Source organism: Neobacillus niacini, from assembly GCF_031456445.1.
Lineage (GTDB): Bacteria > Bacillota > Bacilli > Bacillales > Cytobacillaceae > Neobacillus > Neobacillus niacini_I.
Genome location: NZ_JAVDUQ010000056.1, coordinates 1 through 18,868, shown reverse-complemented (window position 1 = coordinate 18,868; position 18,868 = coordinate 1). Strand labels below are relative to the sequence as shown.

Annotated in this window: 18 protein-coding genes, 1 rRNA gene and 1 riboswitch; of the genes, 1 reads left to right on the top strand and 18 read right to left on the bottom strand. The window is 41.7% G+C overall.

What is annotated here, in order from left to right; all coding sequences use genetic code 11:
• Positions 1-116 precede the first annotated feature (116 nt).
• The 3 genes from J2Y67_RS26375 to J2Y67_RS26365 all read right to left on the bottom strand — a co-directional run bounded on the left by J2Y67_RS26375 (position 117) and on the right by J2Y67_RS26365 (position 3,322).
• Entirely contained in the window at positions 117-434 is a 318-nt protein-coding gene (locus J2Y67_RS26375) for a YerC/YecD family TrpR-related protein (RefSeq protein ID WP_310178968.1), read from the bottom strand.
• 28 nt (positions 435-462) lie between these two features.
• Positions 463-1,515, bottom strand: a complete 1,053-nt coding sequence (locus tag J2Y67_RS26370; protein WP_310178966.1) for a DUF3048 domain-containing protein — start codon at positions 1,513-1,515, stop codon at positions 463-465.
• Between the two features lie 64 nt (positions 1,516-1,579).
• Positions 1,580-3,322, bottom strand: a complete 1,743-nt coding sequence (locus J2Y67_RS26365; protein WP_310178964.1) for an adenine deaminase C-terminal domain-containing protein — start codon at positions 3,320-3,322, stop codon at positions 1,580-1,582.
• A gap of 165 nt (positions 3,323-3,487) precedes the next feature.
• On the opposite strand from J2Y67_RS26365, the gene J2Y67_RS26360 reads away from it, so the two are divergent.
• Positions 3,488-3,802, top strand: a complete 315-nt coding sequence (locus J2Y67_RS26360) for a YgaP family membrane protein (protein ID WP_310178963.1) — start codon at positions 3,488-3,490, stop codon at positions 3,800-3,802.
• Between the two features lie 752 nt (positions 3,803-4,554).
• Here the strand turns inward: J2Y67_RS26360 and purD are convergent.
• From purD to rrf, 15 genes are all read right to left on the bottom strand, one after another.
• Positions 4,555-5,826 (bottom strand): phosphoribosylamine--glycine ligase, encoded by a 1,272-nt coding sequence (gene purD / locus J2Y67_RS26355; protein ID WP_310178961.1) that lies wholly within the window; start codon positions 5,824-5,826, stop codon positions 4,555-4,557.
• 14 nt (positions 5,827-5,840) lie between these two features.
• The gene (gene purH, locus J2Y67_RS26350; protein ID WP_310178958.1) at positions 5,841-7,379 is read right to left on the bottom strand and encodes a bifunctional phosphoribosylaminoimidazolecarboxamide formyltransferase/IMP cyclohydrolase; all 1,539 of its coding nucleotides are present in this window, start codon (positions 7,377-7,379) and stop codon (positions 5,841-5,843) included.
• A complete protein-coding gene (purN, locus tag J2Y67_RS26345) occupies positions 7,354-7,956 on the bottom strand; it encodes a phosphoribosylglycinamide formyltransferase (RefSeq protein WP_310178957.1) in 603 nt (200 codons plus the stop codon). The genes purH and purN overlap by 26 nt, the downstream gene beginning before the upstream one ends.
• Entirely contained in the window at positions 7,953-8,987 is a 1,035-nt protein-coding gene (gene purM, locus J2Y67_RS26340) for a phosphoribosylformylglycinamidine cyclo-ligase (RefSeq protein ID WP_310178954.1), read from the bottom strand. Before purM ends, purN begins: the two co-directional genes overlap by 4 nt.
• Before the next feature lie 15 nt (positions 8,988-9,002).
• The gene (purF, locus tag J2Y67_RS26335) at positions 9,003-10,415 is read right to left on the bottom strand and encodes an amidophosphoribosyltransferase (RefSeq protein WP_310178952.1); all 1,413 of its coding nucleotides are present in this window, start codon (positions 10,413-10,415) and stop codon (positions 9,003-9,005) included.
• A complete protein-coding gene (purL, locus tag J2Y67_RS26330; protein ID WP_310178950.1) occupies positions 10,391-12,616 on the bottom strand; it encodes a phosphoribosylformylglycinamidine synthase subunit PurL in 2,226 nt (741 codons plus the stop codon). Before purL ends, purF begins: the two co-directional genes overlap by 25 nt.
• Positions 12,600-13,283, bottom strand: coding sequence for a phosphoribosylformylglycinamidine synthase subunit PurQ (gene purQ / locus J2Y67_RS26325; RefSeq protein ID WP_310178949.1), 684 nt, complete (start codon positions 13,281-13,283; stop codon positions 12,600-12,602). Before purQ ends, purL begins: the two co-directional genes overlap by 17 nt.
• Positions 13,280-13,534 carry a phosphoribosylformylglycinamidine synthase subunit PurS gene (gene purS, locus J2Y67_RS26320; RefSeq protein WP_310178947.1) on the bottom strand — a complete coding sequence of 85 codons (255 nt, stop codon included), beginning with the start codon at positions 13,532-13,534 and terminating at the stop codon, positions 13,280-13,282. The genes purQ and purS overlap by 4 nt, the downstream gene beginning before the upstream one ends.
• A complete protein-coding gene (purC, locus tag J2Y67_RS26315) occupies positions 13,527-14,240 on the bottom strand; it encodes a phosphoribosylaminoimidazolesuccinocarboxamide synthase (RefSeq protein ID WP_310178945.1) in 714 nt (237 codons plus the stop codon). The genes purS and purC overlap by 8 nt, the downstream gene beginning before the upstream one ends.
• Before the next feature lie 79 nt (positions 14,241-14,319).
• On the bottom strand, positions 14,320-15,615 hold the full coding sequence (gene purB, locus J2Y67_RS26310) for an adenylosuccinate lyase (protein ID WP_310178943.1): 1,296 nt from the start codon (positions 15,613-15,615) through the stop codon (positions 14,320-14,322).
• Between the two features lie 3 nt (positions 15,616-15,618).
• A complete protein-coding gene (gene purK / locus J2Y67_RS26305; protein ID WP_310178941.1) occupies positions 15,619-16,764 on the bottom strand; it encodes a 5-(carboxyamino)imidazole ribonucleotide synthase in 1,146 nt (381 codons plus the stop codon).
• Positions 16,757-17,245 carry a 5-(carboxyamino)imidazole ribonucleotide mutase gene (purE, locus tag J2Y67_RS26300; RefSeq protein WP_310178939.1) on the bottom strand — a complete coding sequence of 163 codons (489 nt, stop codon included), beginning with the start codon at positions 17,243-17,245 and terminating at the stop codon, positions 16,757-16,759. The genes purK and purE overlap by 8 nt, the downstream gene beginning before the upstream one ends.
• Before the next feature lie 131 nt (positions 17,246-17,376).
• Positions 17,377-17,478: riboswitch (purine riboswitch) on the bottom strand.
• Positions 17,479-17,567: 89 nt separating this feature from the next.
• A complete protein-coding gene (locus J2Y67_RS26295) occupies positions 17,568-17,774 on the bottom strand; it encodes an NETI motif-containing protein (RefSeq protein ID WP_310178936.1) in 207 nt (68 codons plus the stop codon).
• Entirely contained in the window at positions 17,771-18,313 is a 543-nt protein-coding gene (locus tag J2Y67_RS26290) for a DUF2179 domain-containing protein (protein ID WP_310178934.1), read from the bottom strand. Before J2Y67_RS26290 ends, J2Y67_RS26295 begins: the two co-directional genes overlap by 4 nt.
• Before the next feature lie 478 nt (positions 18,314-18,791).
• Positions 18,792-18,868, bottom strand: a 5S ribosomal RNA gene (gene rrf, locus J2Y67_RS28205); the annotation flags it as partial.

Below are 18,868 nucleotides of genomic sequence, written 5' to 3'. Positions count from 1 at the left end.
TATGAATTTTTGCCCTTTTTTAGCCAAAATAAATCCCTCCTGTGTTAGCCAGTATGGTTTTTTTTCATACTGGCTACACAGGAGGGATAATATCAGTTTCTCTCCGGTTTTTTCGACTATGCTTCCTCTGAAGTTGTAGATTGTTCTTCCTTGATTCGTTTGAGCACCATTTCATAGGTATCATTACCATAGTTTAAGCAGCGTTTCACACGTGAAATGGTTGCTGTACTAGCACCTGTTTCTGTTTCAATCCGGTGATAGGTATTTCCTTCCCGAAGCATTCTCGCTACTTCTAAGCGTTGGGCCAATGACTGAATTTCATTAATCGTGCAAAGATCATCAAAAAAACGATAACATTCTTCAAGGTCTTTTAACGAAAGAATTCCTAGAAAAAGTTGGTCCAGTTCTTTCCCTCTTAGCTTATTTATTTGCATATTTTATACCCCTTTAGTTTGAATAAAATTATTTCACATTAAACGAAACGCTTTTTTGCATTCCTGGGTCAGTAGGAACCACATTTACCCATGTTTTTCCTTGGACAAATGGAACTTCTTCTCCATTCTTCATTGGAACAATCCGACCATTTTCATTTTTCCATTCCACTTCGTTCACTTTCCCCATTTGTACCAAATAACCTTTTCCACCGGATTGAAAATCAATGGTACGTCGACCTTTCTTATCGATTACTTCATGCTTTGCCTCAACAATAAAAATATTGTCCAGAAGAATCGGATCTTTTGTTTCTAAATCAACGGTTTGTTCCCCACCCTGGAAACGCTTATATTTCCCTGTGGTGGAATCATACTCATACACACAATCAAAATCGCCGCTGGTGTAATAAGAAATTTTTACCGATTTAGCATCGTTTCCTGTAACCTTTTTAGCCTTTTCTTCTGAAAGGAATTTAAAGGCAGGCGGGGTTTTATCCATTGAATAATGGTTCATCTTCGCACCCTTTAAAACATTATCATAGGTGATATAGGAATTGTGCGGTGCTACTCTAAAACTTGCACGATGGAAAAGAGTTCCGTCATACACTATACCATTTAAGTTATCAATATAGCCGGAATTAAGCATTTTCTTTGCTTCCGGACTATAGCCGTGAGCAATATAGAGTGCATTTAACCCTTTGGCTAAATCAATATAATAATCCCGGGCGCTTCTGACCGGTCCGATATTTTTCGGTTTTTCGCTTTGAAATACGGCAAGAAATCTTGTGATATTTCCTTCAGCCAAAATTTCATAAACGATATCTGCCTTGTTTAAACCTGATTGCGGTCTTGCTGCCGGATGGTTATTAATCATTACCGCAACGGCCCTGCTGTCTGTTTCAGTCTGTGAACCCTTTCCTGTTAAAGGAAAATAATATGGGAATTCATTTTTTTCAGCCGCTTTTTGTTCGACTTTCCCTACATCTTTTTTCGCGTTCTCATCAGGCTTTTTGACAGATTCTTTTTTGCTGCATCCGGACAACAATAAGAAGACAGCTGCCACTATGACCGCCCATTTCTTCATCAATAGCCACCCCTATTTTCGGTTAAAAGACTTTTATACTGTAACGCACTAACTTATTTACATTTTAACGCATTATAGTCGGAAAGAGTACTGTTTTATTCATCACATCGTACATTCCTTGTTGGGTGATCCGAATATACGGTAAATGTGTAGAAGAGAAAAACAACAAACTGCTGATTGGATCACCGAATGAATAACCTCGTTCACTCAGTTCTTCAAGTAGTCTTTTTTCTTCCTCCATTAAACGTTCCATCGGTTTGTCTGACATAATCCCCCCTAATGATAAAGGAATTTCACATATCACTTGACCATCCTGAACTAAAACAATTCCTCCGCCAAGTTCTTTCATTCGATTAAAAGCATGGATTATATCCTGTTTGTTTTTACCAATTAAAATAATATCTCCAGTGATCGAATAAGAACTTGCCAGAGCAGATACTTTAGAAGTAAAGCCCTTTAACATGGTATTGATTCTCCAATTACCTTTACGGTCAATCAATGTAAAAAAGCTTTCATCATGATTTGTAGGCAGTTCATCGCCTGAAACATCAATGGCTATGGAGTATGGTTTGGTTATAACAGAATTCTCCATTTTAATTCCAAATGGCATCGAAAATTGCAAATCATCTATGGACAAATCCCAATCCAATTGCAATGGTTTAAGTCCGAAATCCGACCAGTTAATCTGCGTATTTAATTCTGTTGGCTTCCCATCGCGTTTAACCCATTTACCTTTTGCAAGAACAGAAACAGGGGTTGGATCTTCAACACTTGATAAAAAGTTAATATTAGCAACCCGTCCAGTAGCAATACTTCCATGTAAATGTTCAATATTATAATACCTTGCGACATTAATCGTTGCCATATTATAAGCATCCATCACAGGAACGTCCTTTTCGATTGCAATCCGAATCATTTGATCTATAATTCCTTGCTCGTAAAAGTTGGATGTCGACCCATCAGTTGTAAACATAAACCGGTCATATGTTTGAATCCCTATACGTTTAATATCATCTAGAAGAACGGGTAAATCAGGCCGAATCGATGAGTGGCGTAATGTCACCATATAACCTTGCATAAGACGATTATAAACTTCTTCTCCTGTCATAGACTCATGGTCGCAATCCGCTCCAAGCAGCATCAGTTTCGCTAACGTCTTTTCTGATGCACCCGGAAAATGGCCTTCAATTTTCTTCCTCATCCTCTTTGCTTCCTGGATCCAATGAAGCATCATATCGTCGCCGTCCAGAAGCTTCGGCCAACCGGTTAATTCCCCGCCCTGAAGGACTGCATCGTGCTCAAGCCACAATTTCACATTACTATGTGAAAATGTTTCCTCTTCCCCTAATATTTCAGTTTGCGAATCAAAACGGCTCCACCAAAACATCGTGGTCGGAATGTTCCGCAGCTCCCTCAGCAATGAAAACGCTTCCCTTTTTTTTAAGTTTAAAATAAGCGCCATATTGTCATTAATTAAGGTTGTCGTTCCAAATTGTGATGCATATTCCGCTAACGTAAGGGGATTATATAATTGAAACGGATGGGCATGCGGTTCAATGTATCCGGGAACAAGGATTTCATTTGTACAATCAATGATTTCGCAGTTCTTTAATTTTACCGGCAAATTTTCGCCGACATACACAATCCGATCATCATAAATCCAAATATTAGCTCTCATCCATTGGCGAAAGGCCTGATTTAAATACAAAGCATTTTTTAATAAAATGGTGGGCGAAGTTTTCCCTTCCAATACTGATACATGCGTCCGTAAATGTTTATTTTTCCATCGATAACGTTGTTCCAGCACACGATATCCCTCCCTCTTTAAGTCTATTTATCTATAAAAGAATATTGATTTAATCGCAAAGAAAACCCTTACAAAATCCATTTGTTATTATACTATCATATTTCGCAATGTAAAGCAGTAAAGACTTGATAAATAATGTAAAATTTTTGTGAAGGAGTGAACAAAATGAATATCAAACCAAATATCGGGATTTTAAATGCCTTAATTCGCATTACATTTGGATTGACTGTTCTGGCTTGGGCAACTGCCAAGCTTGTTAAAAGACCGTGGAGGGATTCTTATTTATTGGCAGCTGTTTGTGGTGCGATGAAGGTGGCGGAAGGAATCGTCCGTTACTGTCCTGTAACAGCTCTTTATAAAAAATGCCCTGTCATGAATCCTGAAATTAAAAAGTCGGAGCCTCACCAGGAATCAATGGATGGGTTGGAGGGTTTAACGAATCTTGATGGGGATGAGGTTCTGCCTTATAATCCGACTTAATTGCTATTTCTTCTTTGAGTGCCTTTCCTTTTACCAAGGAAGGGCATTTTCTCGTTTTACGGGTGCTTTTCACCTTTGTACCACTCACTTGATTTTTTCCGCTTCACGAAAACTATCCACTACTGGTAGTTCCCGTTCTCTTGATTTTTTCCGCTTCAAGGGCACTATCCACCCCTGATAGTTCCCGTTCTCTTGATTTTTTCCGCTTCACGGGCACTATCCACCCTCGATAGTTCCCGCTCTCTTGATTTTTTCTGCTTCACGGGCACTATCCACCCTCGATAGTTCCCGCTCTCTTGATTTTTTCCGCTTCACGGGAACTATCCACCACTGATAGTTCCCGCTCTCTTGATTTTTCCCGCTTCACGGGCACTATCCACCACTGATAGTTCCCGCTCTCTTGAATTTTTCCGCTTTACGGGAACTATCCACCACTGATAGTTCCCATTCTCTTGATTTTTTCCGCTTCACGGGCACTATCCACCACTGGTAGTTCCCGTTCTCTCGATTTTTTTTGCTTCACGGGCACTATCCCCCCCTGATAGTTCCCGCTCTCTTGATTTTCCTCGCTTCACGGGCACTATCCACCACTGGTAGTTCCCGTTCTCTTGATTTTTTCCGCTTCACGGGCACTATCCACCCCTGATAGTTCCCGTTCTTTTGATTTTCCTCGCTTCACGGGCACTATCAACCAGAATTAATCTCGAATATGAAAAGAGGGCTGGCACAAAAATAGGCCAGTCCTCTTAAAATTAGTTCTTCACAAACTTCGCTGCTTTGGCACCGATATCCTTTCGATAAAAGACACCATCACATTGCATATTTTCCATTTCTGAATACACTTTTTTCTGGGCATCCTCTATGCTTGCCCCAAGTGCGCCGACAAGCAGCACTCTTCCGCCATTTGTAATAAACTCCCCATGCTCGTTTTTAGCCGTTCCCGCATGAAAAACATAAGCTTTTTCACTAAATTCGTCTAATCCTTTAAGAACAGCACCCTTGTCATAGCTTTCAGGATAACCCTTTGCCGCCACGACAACCCCGATCATTGTCTGCACGTCCCATTCAAGGCTTGGTGCTCGGCCATCCAATAGCTCAAAAATAACTTGAACCAAATCAGATTTTAATCTTGGTAAAATAACCTGAGTTTCAGGGTCCCCGAATCTTGCGTTAAATTCAATTACCTTTGGACCCTTATCCGTTGCAATCAGTCCGGCATATAAAATTCCGCAAAAACTCCGTCCTTCTGAAACCATTGCTTTTGCTGCAGGGATAAGAATTGTTTCCACCGCAGTTTGGACCATTTCATCACTAATTTGTGGCACAGGAGAATAAGCTCCCATTCCTCCCGTATTGGGACCTTGGTCCCCATCAAATGCCCGTTTATGATCTTGGGCGATTTCAAGAGGAATCACCGTCTCACCATTTACAAAAGCCATCAAGGAAAACTCTTCGCCGTCCAAAAATTCCTCAATGACAACTCGGGAGGAAGCTGCTCCGAACTTGGCGCCGACAAGCATTTCTTCTAGGCTTTCCAAAGCTTCCTCTTTCGTCATCGCTACAGTGACACCTTTTCCTGCTGCTAGTCCGTCCGCTTTGATAACAATCGGTGCACCTTTTTCTTCTACATAATCTCTTGCTTCCTCAAAAGAAGTAAACACTGCATAATCTGCAGTCGGTATTTGGTATTTTTCCATTAATTCTTTTGCAAACGACTTGCTGCCTTCAATTTCAGCAGCCGCTTTCTTTGGACCGAATACAGGAAGACCTGCTTCCGTGAAACGATCGGCAAGGCCTTCAAGGAGAGGAACCTCAGGACCAATAATCGTTAACCCGATTCCTTCTTCCTTAGCAAATTGAATCAATTTTTCCTGTTCGGACTCTGTGATTGGTACAAGCTTTGCTACATCTTCCATTCCAGGATTCCCTGGAGCAACAAAAACCTGATCAACCGAAGAGCTTTCGCTCACTTTTCGGCAAATCGCATGCTCTCTTCCACCACGGCCAATGATTAAAACCTTCACAAACTACACCCCCATTAGTGTTTGAAATGTCTTACTCCTGTAAAGACCATGGCAATCCCGTACTCATCCGCTTTTTTAATGGAATCTTCATCGCGAATCGATCCGCCCGGCTGAATAATCGCAGTGATTCCTGCATTTGCCGCTGCTTCAACGGTATCGTTCATTGGGAAAAAGGCATCAGAGGCAAGTCCTGCGCCCACCGCTTTTTCTCCAGCCTGTTTAAGGGCAATATCGGCAGCTCCAACACGATTCATCTGTCCAGCGCCAATCCCAATGGTCATCCCATTTCTTGCAACAACAATGGCATTTGATTTGACATGTTTAACAACCTGCCAGCCAAGCTTCAATGATTCCCACTCTGCTTCTGTTGGTTGTCTTTTCGTTGGAATGGTGATGGTTGCATCTTCAAGCGTGTAACGATCTTGTTCCTGGACAAGCAGCCCGCCTTCAATCGTGGTCATCTTTAACTCGGCTTTTTTCGCTTGTTCAAATGGAATAGTTAAAAGGCGAAGATTCTTCTTCCCGGTTAAAATCGTCAAGGCTTCCTCTGAAAAAGAAGGAGCTATAATAATTTCTAAGAAAATTTCACGAAGTTTTCCTGCTGTTTGCGCATCCACTTCTCGGTTCAATGCAATGATTCCTCCAAAAATCGAAACAGGGTCAGCAGCGAATGCTTTTTCAAAAGCATCATACACTGTATTGCCTGTGCCGACACCGCATGGATTCATATGCTTCACCGCAACAGCAGCTGGCTCTGAGAAATCCTTCACAATCTGTAGCGCAGCGTCTGCATCATTAATGTTGTTATAGGAAAGCTCTTTCCCGTGAAGCTGCTCTGCATTTGCGATTGAAAAAGAAGATCCTAATGGCTTTTTATAAAAAGCTGCTTTTTGGTGTGGATTTTCTCCATAACGAAGTGATTGTTTCAACTCATAGGTTACGGTTAATTTTTCAGGCGTTTCTTCTTGGGCTAAATCTGTCATGTATTGAGCAATTAGCGCATCATATGCAGCAGTATGACGGAATACCTTTGCAGCAAGCTTTACTCTTGTCTCAAGCTTCGTTTGACCTTCCGCTTTTAATTCCTCTGCAACCGTTTGATAATCTGCAGGATCCACTACCACTGTGATATATTGATGATTTTTTGCTGAAGCACGGAGCATAGTCGGTCCGCCAATATCAATATTTTCAATTGCATCTGCGACCGTTACATCCGGCTTTGCAATGGTTTGCTGAAAAGGATAAAGGTTTACACACACTAGCTGAATCGGCTCAATTCCGTGCTCTTCTAATTGACTTTGATGCGCGGTGTCATCGTGCTTTGCCAATAGCCCACCATGAATAAACGGATTCAAGGTTTTTACGCGGCCTTCCAAAATTTCCGGAAACCCGGTAACATCACTTACACTAAGAACCGGAATCCCTTGTTCTTGAATAGCTTTCTTTGTTCCGCCCGTAGAAATAATTTCAAAACCAAGATTCACTAATTCTTTCGCAAACTCGATTACCCCTGTTTTATCTGATACACTAATAAGTGCTCGCTTTTTTGCCATTTACAATACCCCCTTGTGTTAAAAGCACCTGTAAAATTGCCGGATATAGCTTGTGTTCAATTGCATGGATTTTATTCTGCAGGCTTTCCCGTGTCTCATTTTCATCCAAACGAACGCGTTCTTGTACAATAATCGGTCCAGTATCCATTCCCTCATCAACAAAATGAATGGTTACACCGCTCCACATTGCTTTTGCTTCAAGTGCCTGACCAATCGCATCTTTACCTGGAAAAGCAGGAAGCAAGGATGGATGAATATTGACGATTTTCCCTTGATACTCTCGTAATAGGGTTGGACCAATTAAACGCATGTAGCCGGCGAGAACGATAAATTCCACTCCACTCCTTTTTAACTCCGCAAGAATATCCTTCTCATAGGCATCCTTTGATGGATAATCCTTAGCAGAAAAAACAAAGCTTGGAATTCTGGCGGCATTTGCCCGTTCAACTGCAAATGCACCAGGTTTGTCACAAACAAGAAGTGAAATATCGGACTTTAGCTCTCCTGATTGAACGACATCAATGATGGCTTGAAAATTACTTCCGCTCCCTGATGCAAATACAGCGATTTTTTTCATTTTCTTCCTCCAGCCGGGATGATGCTAATTCCTTCCGTTTCCGTTACAATCCCGATTTCATAAGCTGTTTCACCGCATTGTCCAAAATGTTCAAGCACATTGGAAGCAATCTCCCGATCCACCGCAATCACCATGCCAATTCCCATATTAAAGATATTATACATCTCCTGCCGGTCAATTTGTCCAACAGATTCCATCAGGTTGAACACAGGAGGAATGCTAAAGCTTTGTTCCTGAATTTCTGCACCGAGACCTTCTGGGAGCATTCTCGGAATATTCTCGATAAAACCGCCGCCGGTAATATGGGCCATTCCTTTTAAATTAAACTTTTTCAAAGATGATAAAATCGATTTTACATAGATTTTTGTAGGCGTGAGCAGCTCTTCTCCTAGTGTGCGGCCAAGTTCTTCAACATACTCCGATAAAGACCAATTTTCAAAAACCTTGCGGACAAGGGAATAGCCATTACTGTGAATTCCACTCGAAGCTAAACCGATCAGAACATCTCCCGGCTTAATCGCTTCACCCGTAATCAATTGTGATTTTTCACAAGCCCCTACTGAAAATCCAGCGAGATCATATTCCGATTCATCGTACAAACCAGGCATTTCTGCTGTCTCTCCGCCAATCAAGGCACATCCTGCCTGTTCACAGCCATCTGCGATCCCTTTTACAATTGCCTCAATTTTTTCTGGCACAGCCTTTCCGCAGGCTATGTAGTCAAGAAAATACAACGGCTCTGCTCCTTGGACCACAATGTCATTCACACACATTGCTACTGCATCGATGCCGATTGTATCGTGCTTATCCATCATAAAAGCAAGCATCAGCTTGGTTCCGACTCCGTCTGTTCCCGACACGAGAACTGGCTCTTTCAATTGAAGTGAAGATAGGTCAAACATTCCTCCAAAACCGCCTAGACCGCCAATTACACCAGCCCTTGCTGTTTTTTGGACATGTTTTTTCATTCTTTCAACCGCCTCATAGCCTGCTTCGATGTTCACACCAGCCTCTTTATATGCATTCGCCATGACAGTTCCCCCTATCTATTTTTGATAATAGTATTGAAGTGTATCTGGATAAATTTCTGTCGGATAATTTCCTGTAAAGCAGCCAAGGCAATACCCGCCTGTTCCGCTTCCATCCTTATTACCAATCGCTTCAACCATTCCTTCAACACTTAAAAACGTAAGCGAATCTGCACCAATCAGTTCTCTGATTTCCTCTACTGATTTATCAGAAGCAATCAATTCTTCCTTTGTTGATGTATCAATTCCATAGAAACATGGATTTTTTATTGGTGGAGAGCTAATCACAACATGGACTTCAGTCGCTCCAGCATCTTTTAGCATGGTAACAATACGTCTGCTGGTCGTCCCGCGGACGATGGAATCATCAACCATGACCACCCGTTTTCCTTCCACAACTCCACGAACCGGTGAAAGCTTCATTTTAACCCCTTGTTCACGTAACGATTGTGAGGGCTGGATGAACGTCCTGCCAACATAACGGTTTTTAATTAACCCCATTTCGTATGGGATACTAGAGGCTTCAGCGTAACCAATCGCTGCAGAGATGCTTGAATCTGGCACCCCAGTTACAACATCTGCTTCAATCGGAGCTTCTTTATATAATTGCTTTCCAAGGTTTTTCCGGGCTGTATGAACATTGATTCCTTGAATATCACTATCAGGTCTTGAAAAATAAATATATTCCATCATACAAATGGCTTTTGTTGAATTTACCGCGAATTGTTCCGAGACAATACCGTTATCGTTAATGATAAGTAGTTCCCCTGGCATAACATCGCGGATATATTCTGCACCGATGACATCAAATGCACAGGTTTCCGATGCCACTACATAGGCATCACCAAGGCAGCCAAGCGATAAGGGCCTTAAGCCATGCGGATCAAGCGCCACTAATAATTCTGTTTCCGTCATAATCAAGTAGGCATATGCCCCTTTTAACATGGAAAGTGCGTTTTTCGCCTGATCTTTCAATTCAGAATATCCGCTTCTTTTCATTAAGTGGGCCAATACCTCTGTATCTGAGCTTGTTTGAAAAATACTTCCCTGTGCTTCCAGCTGATGTTTGAGTGAATTGACATTTACAAGATTCCCATTATGCGCAAGCGCAAGACTGCCAACTTGGGAATGGAACAGCAGGGGCTGGACATTTTCATATCCTCCGCCCCCAGCAGTTGCATACCGAACGTGGCCGATTGCGCCGTTTCCGGTTAATTCTTTCATGGCATCAGCTGTAAAAATTTCCGTAACCAGCCCTTCACCTTTTACGCCTTTAAGCTTATTCCCATCGGTTACAACAATTCCGGTACCTTCCTGTCCACGATGCTGCAGACTGTGAAGTGCATAATAAGTAAGCTGTGCCGCATCTTGATGTCCCCAAACTCCAAATACTCCACATTCTTCATTTAATCCCTTGATTTCAGCAAGCATGGGATAGCTCCTTTCCAAGCAGCTTTTAATTCATCCACCGAAGCTTCAAGTACAAGGCCGTTTTCGCCTGATACTTGTAATGTTGCTGTATCGGTTACTTCCCCAATCAATTTTGCATCTACTAAACGTTCAAACTCTGTTTGGTTTTCTTTTTTCACTGATAACAGGAAACGAGATTGTGTTTCACTAAACAAAGCTGATACGGCATTTTCTGTGATACTTACTTCCGCTCCAAGCTGATTGTCTGCAAAAAGGCTTTCCGCTAAAGCTACCCCTAAGCCACCTTCAGAAAGGTCATGAGCTGATTCAACCAATCCTGCACGGATTGCTGCTAGCACTTGATTTTGTCTTTCCTTTTCAATCTCGACGTTCAATTCAGGGGCACGGCCAAAAACTTTTCCGTTCTGAAGTTTTTGCAATTCACTGCCGCCAAATTCATCCTTAGTTTCCCCGAGGAGATAAATTAAATCGCCGCTGTTTTTAAAATTTTGTGTAGTAATATGATCTAAATCCGTTACTAAACCAACCATTCCTACTACCGGTGTTGGATAGATAGCTGTTCCGCTTGTTTCGTTATATAATGAAACGTTTCCGCCAATTACCGGAGTTGAAAGAACGCGGCAAGCTTCGCTCATTCCGTCTGCCGCTTTTTCAATCTGCCAGAAAACTTCAGGTTTTTCCGGATTACCGAAATTTAAGTTATCGGTGATTGCCAATGGTTCCGCACCTGAGCAAACAATATTGCGGGCCGCTTCAGCAACGGCAATTTTTCCGCCCATTTCTGGATCTAAATACACATAGCGTGAATTACAATCCGTTGTCATTGCCAAAGCTTTACGAGTACCGCGAATTCTTACTACAGCTGCATCGGAGCCTGGTGATACAACCGTATTCGTTCGTACCATATGATCATATTGCTCATAAACCCATTCCTTGCTGGCAACCGTTGGCTGACTTAACAGGTCTATTAGAGTTGCTTTTATGTCCTCTACAACAGGAATCTCATTCTCCATTGCCTGGAACTCTGCAAAATAGCTCGGTTCTATTGATGGTTTTTGATAAACCGGTGCATCCTCTGCTAATGCATCAGCAGGTACATCTGCAACGATTTCTCCGTTATGAAGCAGGCGAAGCTGTTTATCACTCGTAACTTTCCCGATAGAGACAGCCTCTAAATCATATTTTTCAAATAAATCAACGATTTCTTGCTCTCTGCCCTTTTTCACAACAATGAGCATCCGTTCTTGGGATTCAGAAAGCATCATTTCATATGGAGTCATTCCTGTCTCACGCTGTGGAACAAGGTCTAGGTTCATTTCAATACCCATTCCTGCCTTACTAGCCATTTCCGCAGAGGAACTAACCAAGCCCGCTGCGCCCATATCCTGAATCCCAACAAGGGCGTCAGATTGAATGAGCTCTAGGCATGCTTCTAATAGAAGCTTTTCCATAAATGGATCCCCAACTTGAACCGCTGGACGGTCTTCACTGGATTGTTCCGTCAATTCTTCAGAAGCAAAGGTGGCACCATGGATTCCGTCACGGCCTGTTTTCGCACCGACATACATAACGGTGTTGCCTTCGCCATGTGCCTGCCCTTTTTTAATATCTTTATGGTCAATTAGTCCAACACACATCGCATTGACTAACGGATTTCCTTCATAGCATGGATCAAATTGAATTTCGCCGCCGACGGTTGGAATTCCGATACAGTTCCCATAGCCGGCAATCCCTGCAACAACTTCTTTAAATAAATAACGTACACGTGCTGAATCTAATTCACCGAAGCGAAGTGAGTTTAATAGGGCAATCGGACGTGCGCCCATCGAAAAAACGTCACGAATGATTCCGCCGACACCGGTAGCTGCTCCTTGATACGGTTCGATTGCAGACGGATGGTTATGACTTTCGATTTTAAAAACCACGGCTTGTTCATCGCCAATGTCAACAATCCCTGCACCTTCCCCCGGACCTTGTAGAACACGCTCACCCGTGATCGGGAACTTCTTTAGGACTGGCTTTGAATTTTTGTAGCTGCAGTGTTCAGACCACATAACTGAAAAGAGCCCTGTTTCGGTATAATTTGGTGTACGTCCCAGAATCTTTTCAACCATTGCAAACTCTTCATCGGACAAACCCATTTGCTGATATACTTTTTCTGCTTTGATCTCATTAGGATTTGGTTCACGCGTTAACAACATGTGCTTCCCTCCAAGTCTTTACAATCGATTGAAACAACTTCAGTCCGTCTGCACTGCCTAAAAGAGCATCAACAGCTCTTTCCGGATGCGGCATCATACCTAAAACGTTTCCTTTTTCGTTCATTATACCAGCGATATTTTCTAAGCTTCCGTTCGGATTTTCCTGGTAGGTAAAAACGATTTGGTTATTTGCCTTTAGCTTTGCCAGTGTTTCTTCGTCGCAATAATAATTGCCTTCCCCGTGAGCTACCGGGATTGTGATGCTTTGACCTTCTGATAAAGTCGAGGTAAACATCGTTTGATTGTTTTCTACCTTTAATTCAACCTGCTTACAGATAAAGGATAAACTTTCATTCCGTCTCATCGCTCCCGGAAGCAAGCCAGCTTCCAAAAGGATTTGAAATCCGTTGCAAATCCCCATAACCGGCTTGCCTGCCTCAGCAGCTTTTACTACCTCTTTCATCACGTTACTAAAACGGGCAATGGCTCCCGAGCGCAAATAATCTCCGTATGAAAAACCGCCAGGAAGTAAAATCCCATCAAACTCATCTAGGCTTTTTTCATCATGCCAAACATATTCAACCTGTTCCCCAAGTTCATCTTTAATCGCATGAAACATGTCAATATCACAGTTTGATCCTGGAAAAACAATTACCGCAAATTTCACTGGACCACACACTCCTCTACTTCATAACGGTAATCTTCAATAACCGGGTTTGCTAATAGGTTTGTGCAAATTTCATTGATCACTTCATGAATATCACGGTCAGACTTTTCAATCGTTAACTCCATATATTTACCGATACGGACATCGGCCACTTCCTTGTAATTTAAAGAGTGTAAAGAATTCGTTACTGCTTTACCTTGCGGGTCTAATACGCTCTCTCTTAATGTGACAAATACCTTTACTTTATACATGCTGATGTCCTCCCAATCTCGCTAAAATATTTTCATATGCATCTGTTAAGCTTCCAAGGTCCCGACGGAATACATCTTTATCGAGCTTTTTATTTGTTTCTTTCTCCCACAATCTGCAGGTATCAGGTGATATTTCATCGGCAAGCAGGATGTGCCCTTCCGCGTCTTTTCCAAACTCCAGTTTAAAGTCAATCAGACGAATACCCAATTCTTCAAAAAAGCTCGATAAAACGGCATCAACTTCTAAGGCTTTCTCTCTTAATACCTTGATTTCTTCTTCTGTAGCTAAGTTCAACTCAAGAATATGGTCGTTCGTCAAAAGCGGGTCGCCAAGTTCATCATTTTTTAGGTAAAATTCAACAATTGGAGCTTTTAACGGCGTTCCTTCTTCAACACCGAGTCTTTTGGAAAAGCTTCCGGCGGCAACATTTCGGACAACTGTTTCAAGTGGAATAATTTCAACCTTTTTCACAAGCTGTTCTATTTCCGAAACCCGCTCGATAAAATGAGACTCAATGCCTTGTTCTTTTAACTTTAAAAATAACAAACTGGTAATTTCGTTATTTAAACGCCCTTTACCGGTGATGTCTGCTTTCTTTTGCCCGTTGAAGGCAGTGGCTGAATCCTTATATTCCACTAAAACTACTTGATCATTTTCCGTTTTATAAATTCTTTTTGCTTTTCCTTCGTATAGAAGTTCTTTCATCGGGAACGCCTCCAGATTTTGCAATATTGGGAATTTTATTAGTAGAAGAGGGGCCCAACTGCTGCCCCTTATTTATTTTTTAGTTCAAACCTAAGCGGTCAAAGATTGTATCCACATGCTGCAGGTGATAGCTGTAATCAAAACAGTCTGCAATTTCTTCCGGTGTGAGCAGGCTGGTAATCTTTGTTTCAGCCTCGACTAATTGGCGGAATGGAACTTGCTTTTCCCAAGCTTCCATCGCTTTAGGCTGAACGGTATCATATGCCTCTTCACGTGATAATCCCTTATCAATCAACGCAAGCAATACGCGCTGTGAATAAATTAAGCCAAGTGTGCGATCCATGTTGCGCTTCATATTTTCCGGATAAACCGTTAGATTTTTAATAATGTTACCGAAACGGTTCAACATGTAATTTAGAGCAATCGTCGCATCCGGTAAGATAACTCGTTCTGCAGATGAGTGAGAAATATCGCGTTCATGCCATAGCGGAACATTTTCATAGGCAGTCAGCATATAGCCGCGAATCACCCGAGCCATTCCTGTCATATTTTCAGAACCAATTGGGTTCCGCTTATGCGGCATCGCCGATGATCCCTTTTGGCCTTTGGCAAAAAACTCTTCAGCCTCGCGCGTTTCACTCTTTTGCAGACCGCGAACTTCAACCGCAAATTTTTCAATCGAAGTGGCAATCAACGCAAGGGTTGACATGTAGTGTGCATGACGGTCACGCTGCAATGTCTGTGTTGAGATTGGCGCTCTTTGTAAGCCAAGCTTTTCACACACATATTGTTCAACAAATGGATTGATATTGGCATAGGTTCCAACAGCACCGGAAATTTTGCCAAATTCAACGCCAGCTGCAGCCTGTTTGAAGCGTTCGAGATTTCGTTTCATTTCCTCGTACCAAAGGGCAAGCTTCAAACCAAAAGTAGTAGGTTCGGCATGAACGCCATGGGTCCGTCCCATCATAACGGTCATTTTGTGTTCTTGCGCTTTATTTTTTAAAATCTCAACGAAGTTTTCAAGATCTTTTAGTAAAATCGCATTAGCCTGTTTTAAGACATACGATAAAGCTGTGTCGACCACGTCTGTTGAAGTTAAGCCGTAATGAACCCATTTGCGTTCTTCGCCTAATGTTTCCGATACAGCCCGGGTAAAGGCTACAACATCATGTCTTGTTTCTAATTCGATTTCATTAATTCTGTCAATATTGAAGGATGCATGTTCACGAAGCTTTTTTACATCCTCCTTCGGAATTTCACCAAGCTCTGACCAAGCTTCACAAGCAAGGATTTCTACTTCGAGCCAAGCATTAAAGCGGTTTTCTTCTGTCCAAATTGCACCCATTTCAGGTCTTGTATAACGATCAATCATGTTTTATCCTCCGATCTTTTCTTTCACTTTCCAAATGCAGCTTTGTTCAATTTCTTCAAGGGCCATTGTTACATTATCACGTAATATCGTCACATGTCCCATTTTTCGTTTAAGCTTTGGTTCTTTTTTTCCGTAAAGATGGACCTTCCAGTCTTTCATACCCGGAATTTCTTCATATAGGCTTTCAAGATGCTCTCCTAATAGGTTGACCATAACTACCGGTTTTAATAGCTCTGTGCTTCCTAAAGGCAGATTGCAAATAGCACGTACATGTTGCTCAAACTGTGACGTCTCGCAGGCTTCAATCGAAAAATGGCCTGAATTATGCGGCCGTGGCGCCAGTTCATTGATATATATTGTTCCATCACTTGTTAAAAACATTTCAACTGCAAGTGTTCCAACTAATTCTAACGAGTCAGCAATCTGTTTTGCTTTTTCAATTGCATTTTCTTGGATATCTTGCGAAATGCGGGCAGGCACAATCGTTTGATGTAATATATTTTCTTGATGGATGTTTTCCGCCACAGGGAATATCGCTGTTTCCCCATCGAGCTTGCGTGTGACGATGACGGATATTTCTTTTTCAAATGGAATCCATTTTTCGAGCACACATGCACCTTGTTTGATGAGTTCCTCCGCTTTTTGCAGGTCCTGCTGAACTTTTATGACAAGCTGTCCCTTACCGTCGTAGCCGCCTCTTGCCGTCTTCAACACAGCGGGATAGCCGATTGCTTCAATTTTTAAAAATAAATCTTCTAGACTGTAAATGATTTCGTATGGCGCTACTTCCACACCCGCCTGCCGAATTGCTGCTTTCTCCTTAATCCGGTCTTGAGTAATCGTCAGCAATGTAGGTCCTTGTGGAACATATGCCCGTTCACAAATCCATTCAAGTGTATCCGCATCAATGCTTTCAAATTCGTAGGTAATCACATCACTAATTTCCGCTAATCGGCTGATTGCTTCCCGATCATCATAAGCCCCAATGACTTCTGTATCTGCAACTTGGCCGCATGGGGAGTCGGCTGCTGGCTCCAAGACAGCAATTCGATATCCGTGAGCCTTAGCGGAGAGTGCCATCATTCTTCCTAATTGACCACCGCCTATAATGCCAATTGTCGACCCAGGTAAGATTATTTTTTTAGACAAGCTGCTCACCGCTTTCTAGAACTTCCTCTTTGATTGCATGGCGTCTTGCTTCTAATTTAGCCGCTAATTCACTGTCTTCTATTGATAAAATTTGCGCAGCTAAAAGGCCTGCGTTTACTGCCCCTGCTTTACCAATTGCAACGGTTGCCACCGGTACTCCGCCCGGCATTTGCACAATTGAAAGCAAGGAGTCTAACCCATTTAAGGCCTTTGATTGGACCGGAACCCCGATGACGGGCAGAGTTGTTTTTGCTGCTACCATTCCCGGAAGATGTGCCGCCCCGCCTGCTCCTGCAATAATTATCTTTAACCCTCTATCTCTCGCTTCTTGCGCATAGGTAAACATTAAATCTGGTGTGCGATGCGCAGAAACTACCTTTTTCTCATATGCAATTTCGAGTTCTTCTAATATTTCACAGGCATGTTTCATTGTTTCCCAGTCTGATTTGCTTCCCATGATGACACCAACAAGATTTGTCATGCCGCATCCTCCTTTTAGCCAAATAAAAAGCCCAGACAAATAGCATCCTCTAAAAGAGAAAGCCATTTGTCCGGGCATCTTGATGAAAAGGTCAACAAAATTAGGGGTCGTCCCAAATTTTGTTGTTGCCGAACATATTGACTTTCCCTCATAGTCCAATAATTTACGGTCATTGGGTAGAAACTTATGGGCCATATTCCCATTGATATACGAGGGTAAGATTATTTGTCATTTGCTACACACTTATATTACAATCCAATCGTTTAGCTGTCAACCATTATATCGAACAATCAAAATTAGTTATTACCATAATGTTCGTGTTTTACTCATTAAGTCGTCCTTCAAAGACAATTTGACGACCAATTGGTTCATAAATGGTCTCATTTCCCTTTTTGATTTCTTGAAAAATCGGCTTTTCAAGCCTTCTGATTGGGACATATCCTTGTTGTTTCATTCGTGTTAGGCACGCGTCAATGGTTTCATTTTCCTGAACTTCAAATTGCATTTTCTTTTGGCTCTTTTGGCTCATGAAAATAATTTCCCTCTTTTCACGGTTTTGACCCAGAATCCCCCGTGTATGGATTTTGGTTCATACGAAATAATAAATGCCTTTGGGTCTAGTTTCTTGATTGTATCATAGAGCTTTAATTCAAATTTCCTCGGGGTTAAGATTTGCATCGCCATCCGGTCGCCCTCAAGTCCATTAGCTTCCCAGTTTGTCACACCGTATCCCTTTTCCCGAAGTATTCCCGGTAAATCTTTATCATACTCGGATGTAATTACATTGACGGTAATATAGCCTAGTGCAAGTTTTTCTTCTATTTTCATTCCTACGATAACGCCAATTCCGTACCCCACCGCATATGCAACAAGGTTTTGGATTTGATTTAGGTTATTTAACACAAGTCCGAGTCCCATTACATATATAACCACTTCAAACATGCTGAGACTTGCAGCCAAATACCGCTGTCCTTTTAAAGTTAAGATCATTCTGATTGTAAAAAAAGAAACATAGACAATATTGATAACGAGGATTATGGCAACCATTACAAAACTATTCTCTAACAAAATAATTACCCCCTTTTTATATCCTTCCCCAACTTTAGCATAATTTTTATAAAGGTCTAGTGGGTAGATTGTGTATTTAGAAAAAATTATTTTACTACAAATTTTTTGTCTCACCTTGCATCATATATGTACCAAATTGTCTGTTTTATGTTCCAATTTAAAAATTTATGTTCCGATTTGTCTATTTTATGTTCCAATACCTTCTTAACGCGAAAAAATCCAGGCAGATGCCTGGATTAGCTAACATTTAAACCCTCAATTTGATCCAAAAAACCATTTATTAGGTGTTTTTCATAGTTATAAAGGTACCTTTTTAATGGTTTTCAATTTTATGTTCCATATTAAACCATATATGTGCTAATTCATCTGTTTTATGTTCCACTTTAGAATTATATGTTCCACTTTATCATTTTTATGTACCATTTCCAAATCCACAAAAACCAAAAAAGACAACCTTCAACAGGTTGTCTTTTTTGGTGCCTGGCAACGTCCTACTCTCACAGGGGGACAGCCCCCAACTACCATCGGCGCTGAGAAGCTTAACTTCCGTGTTCG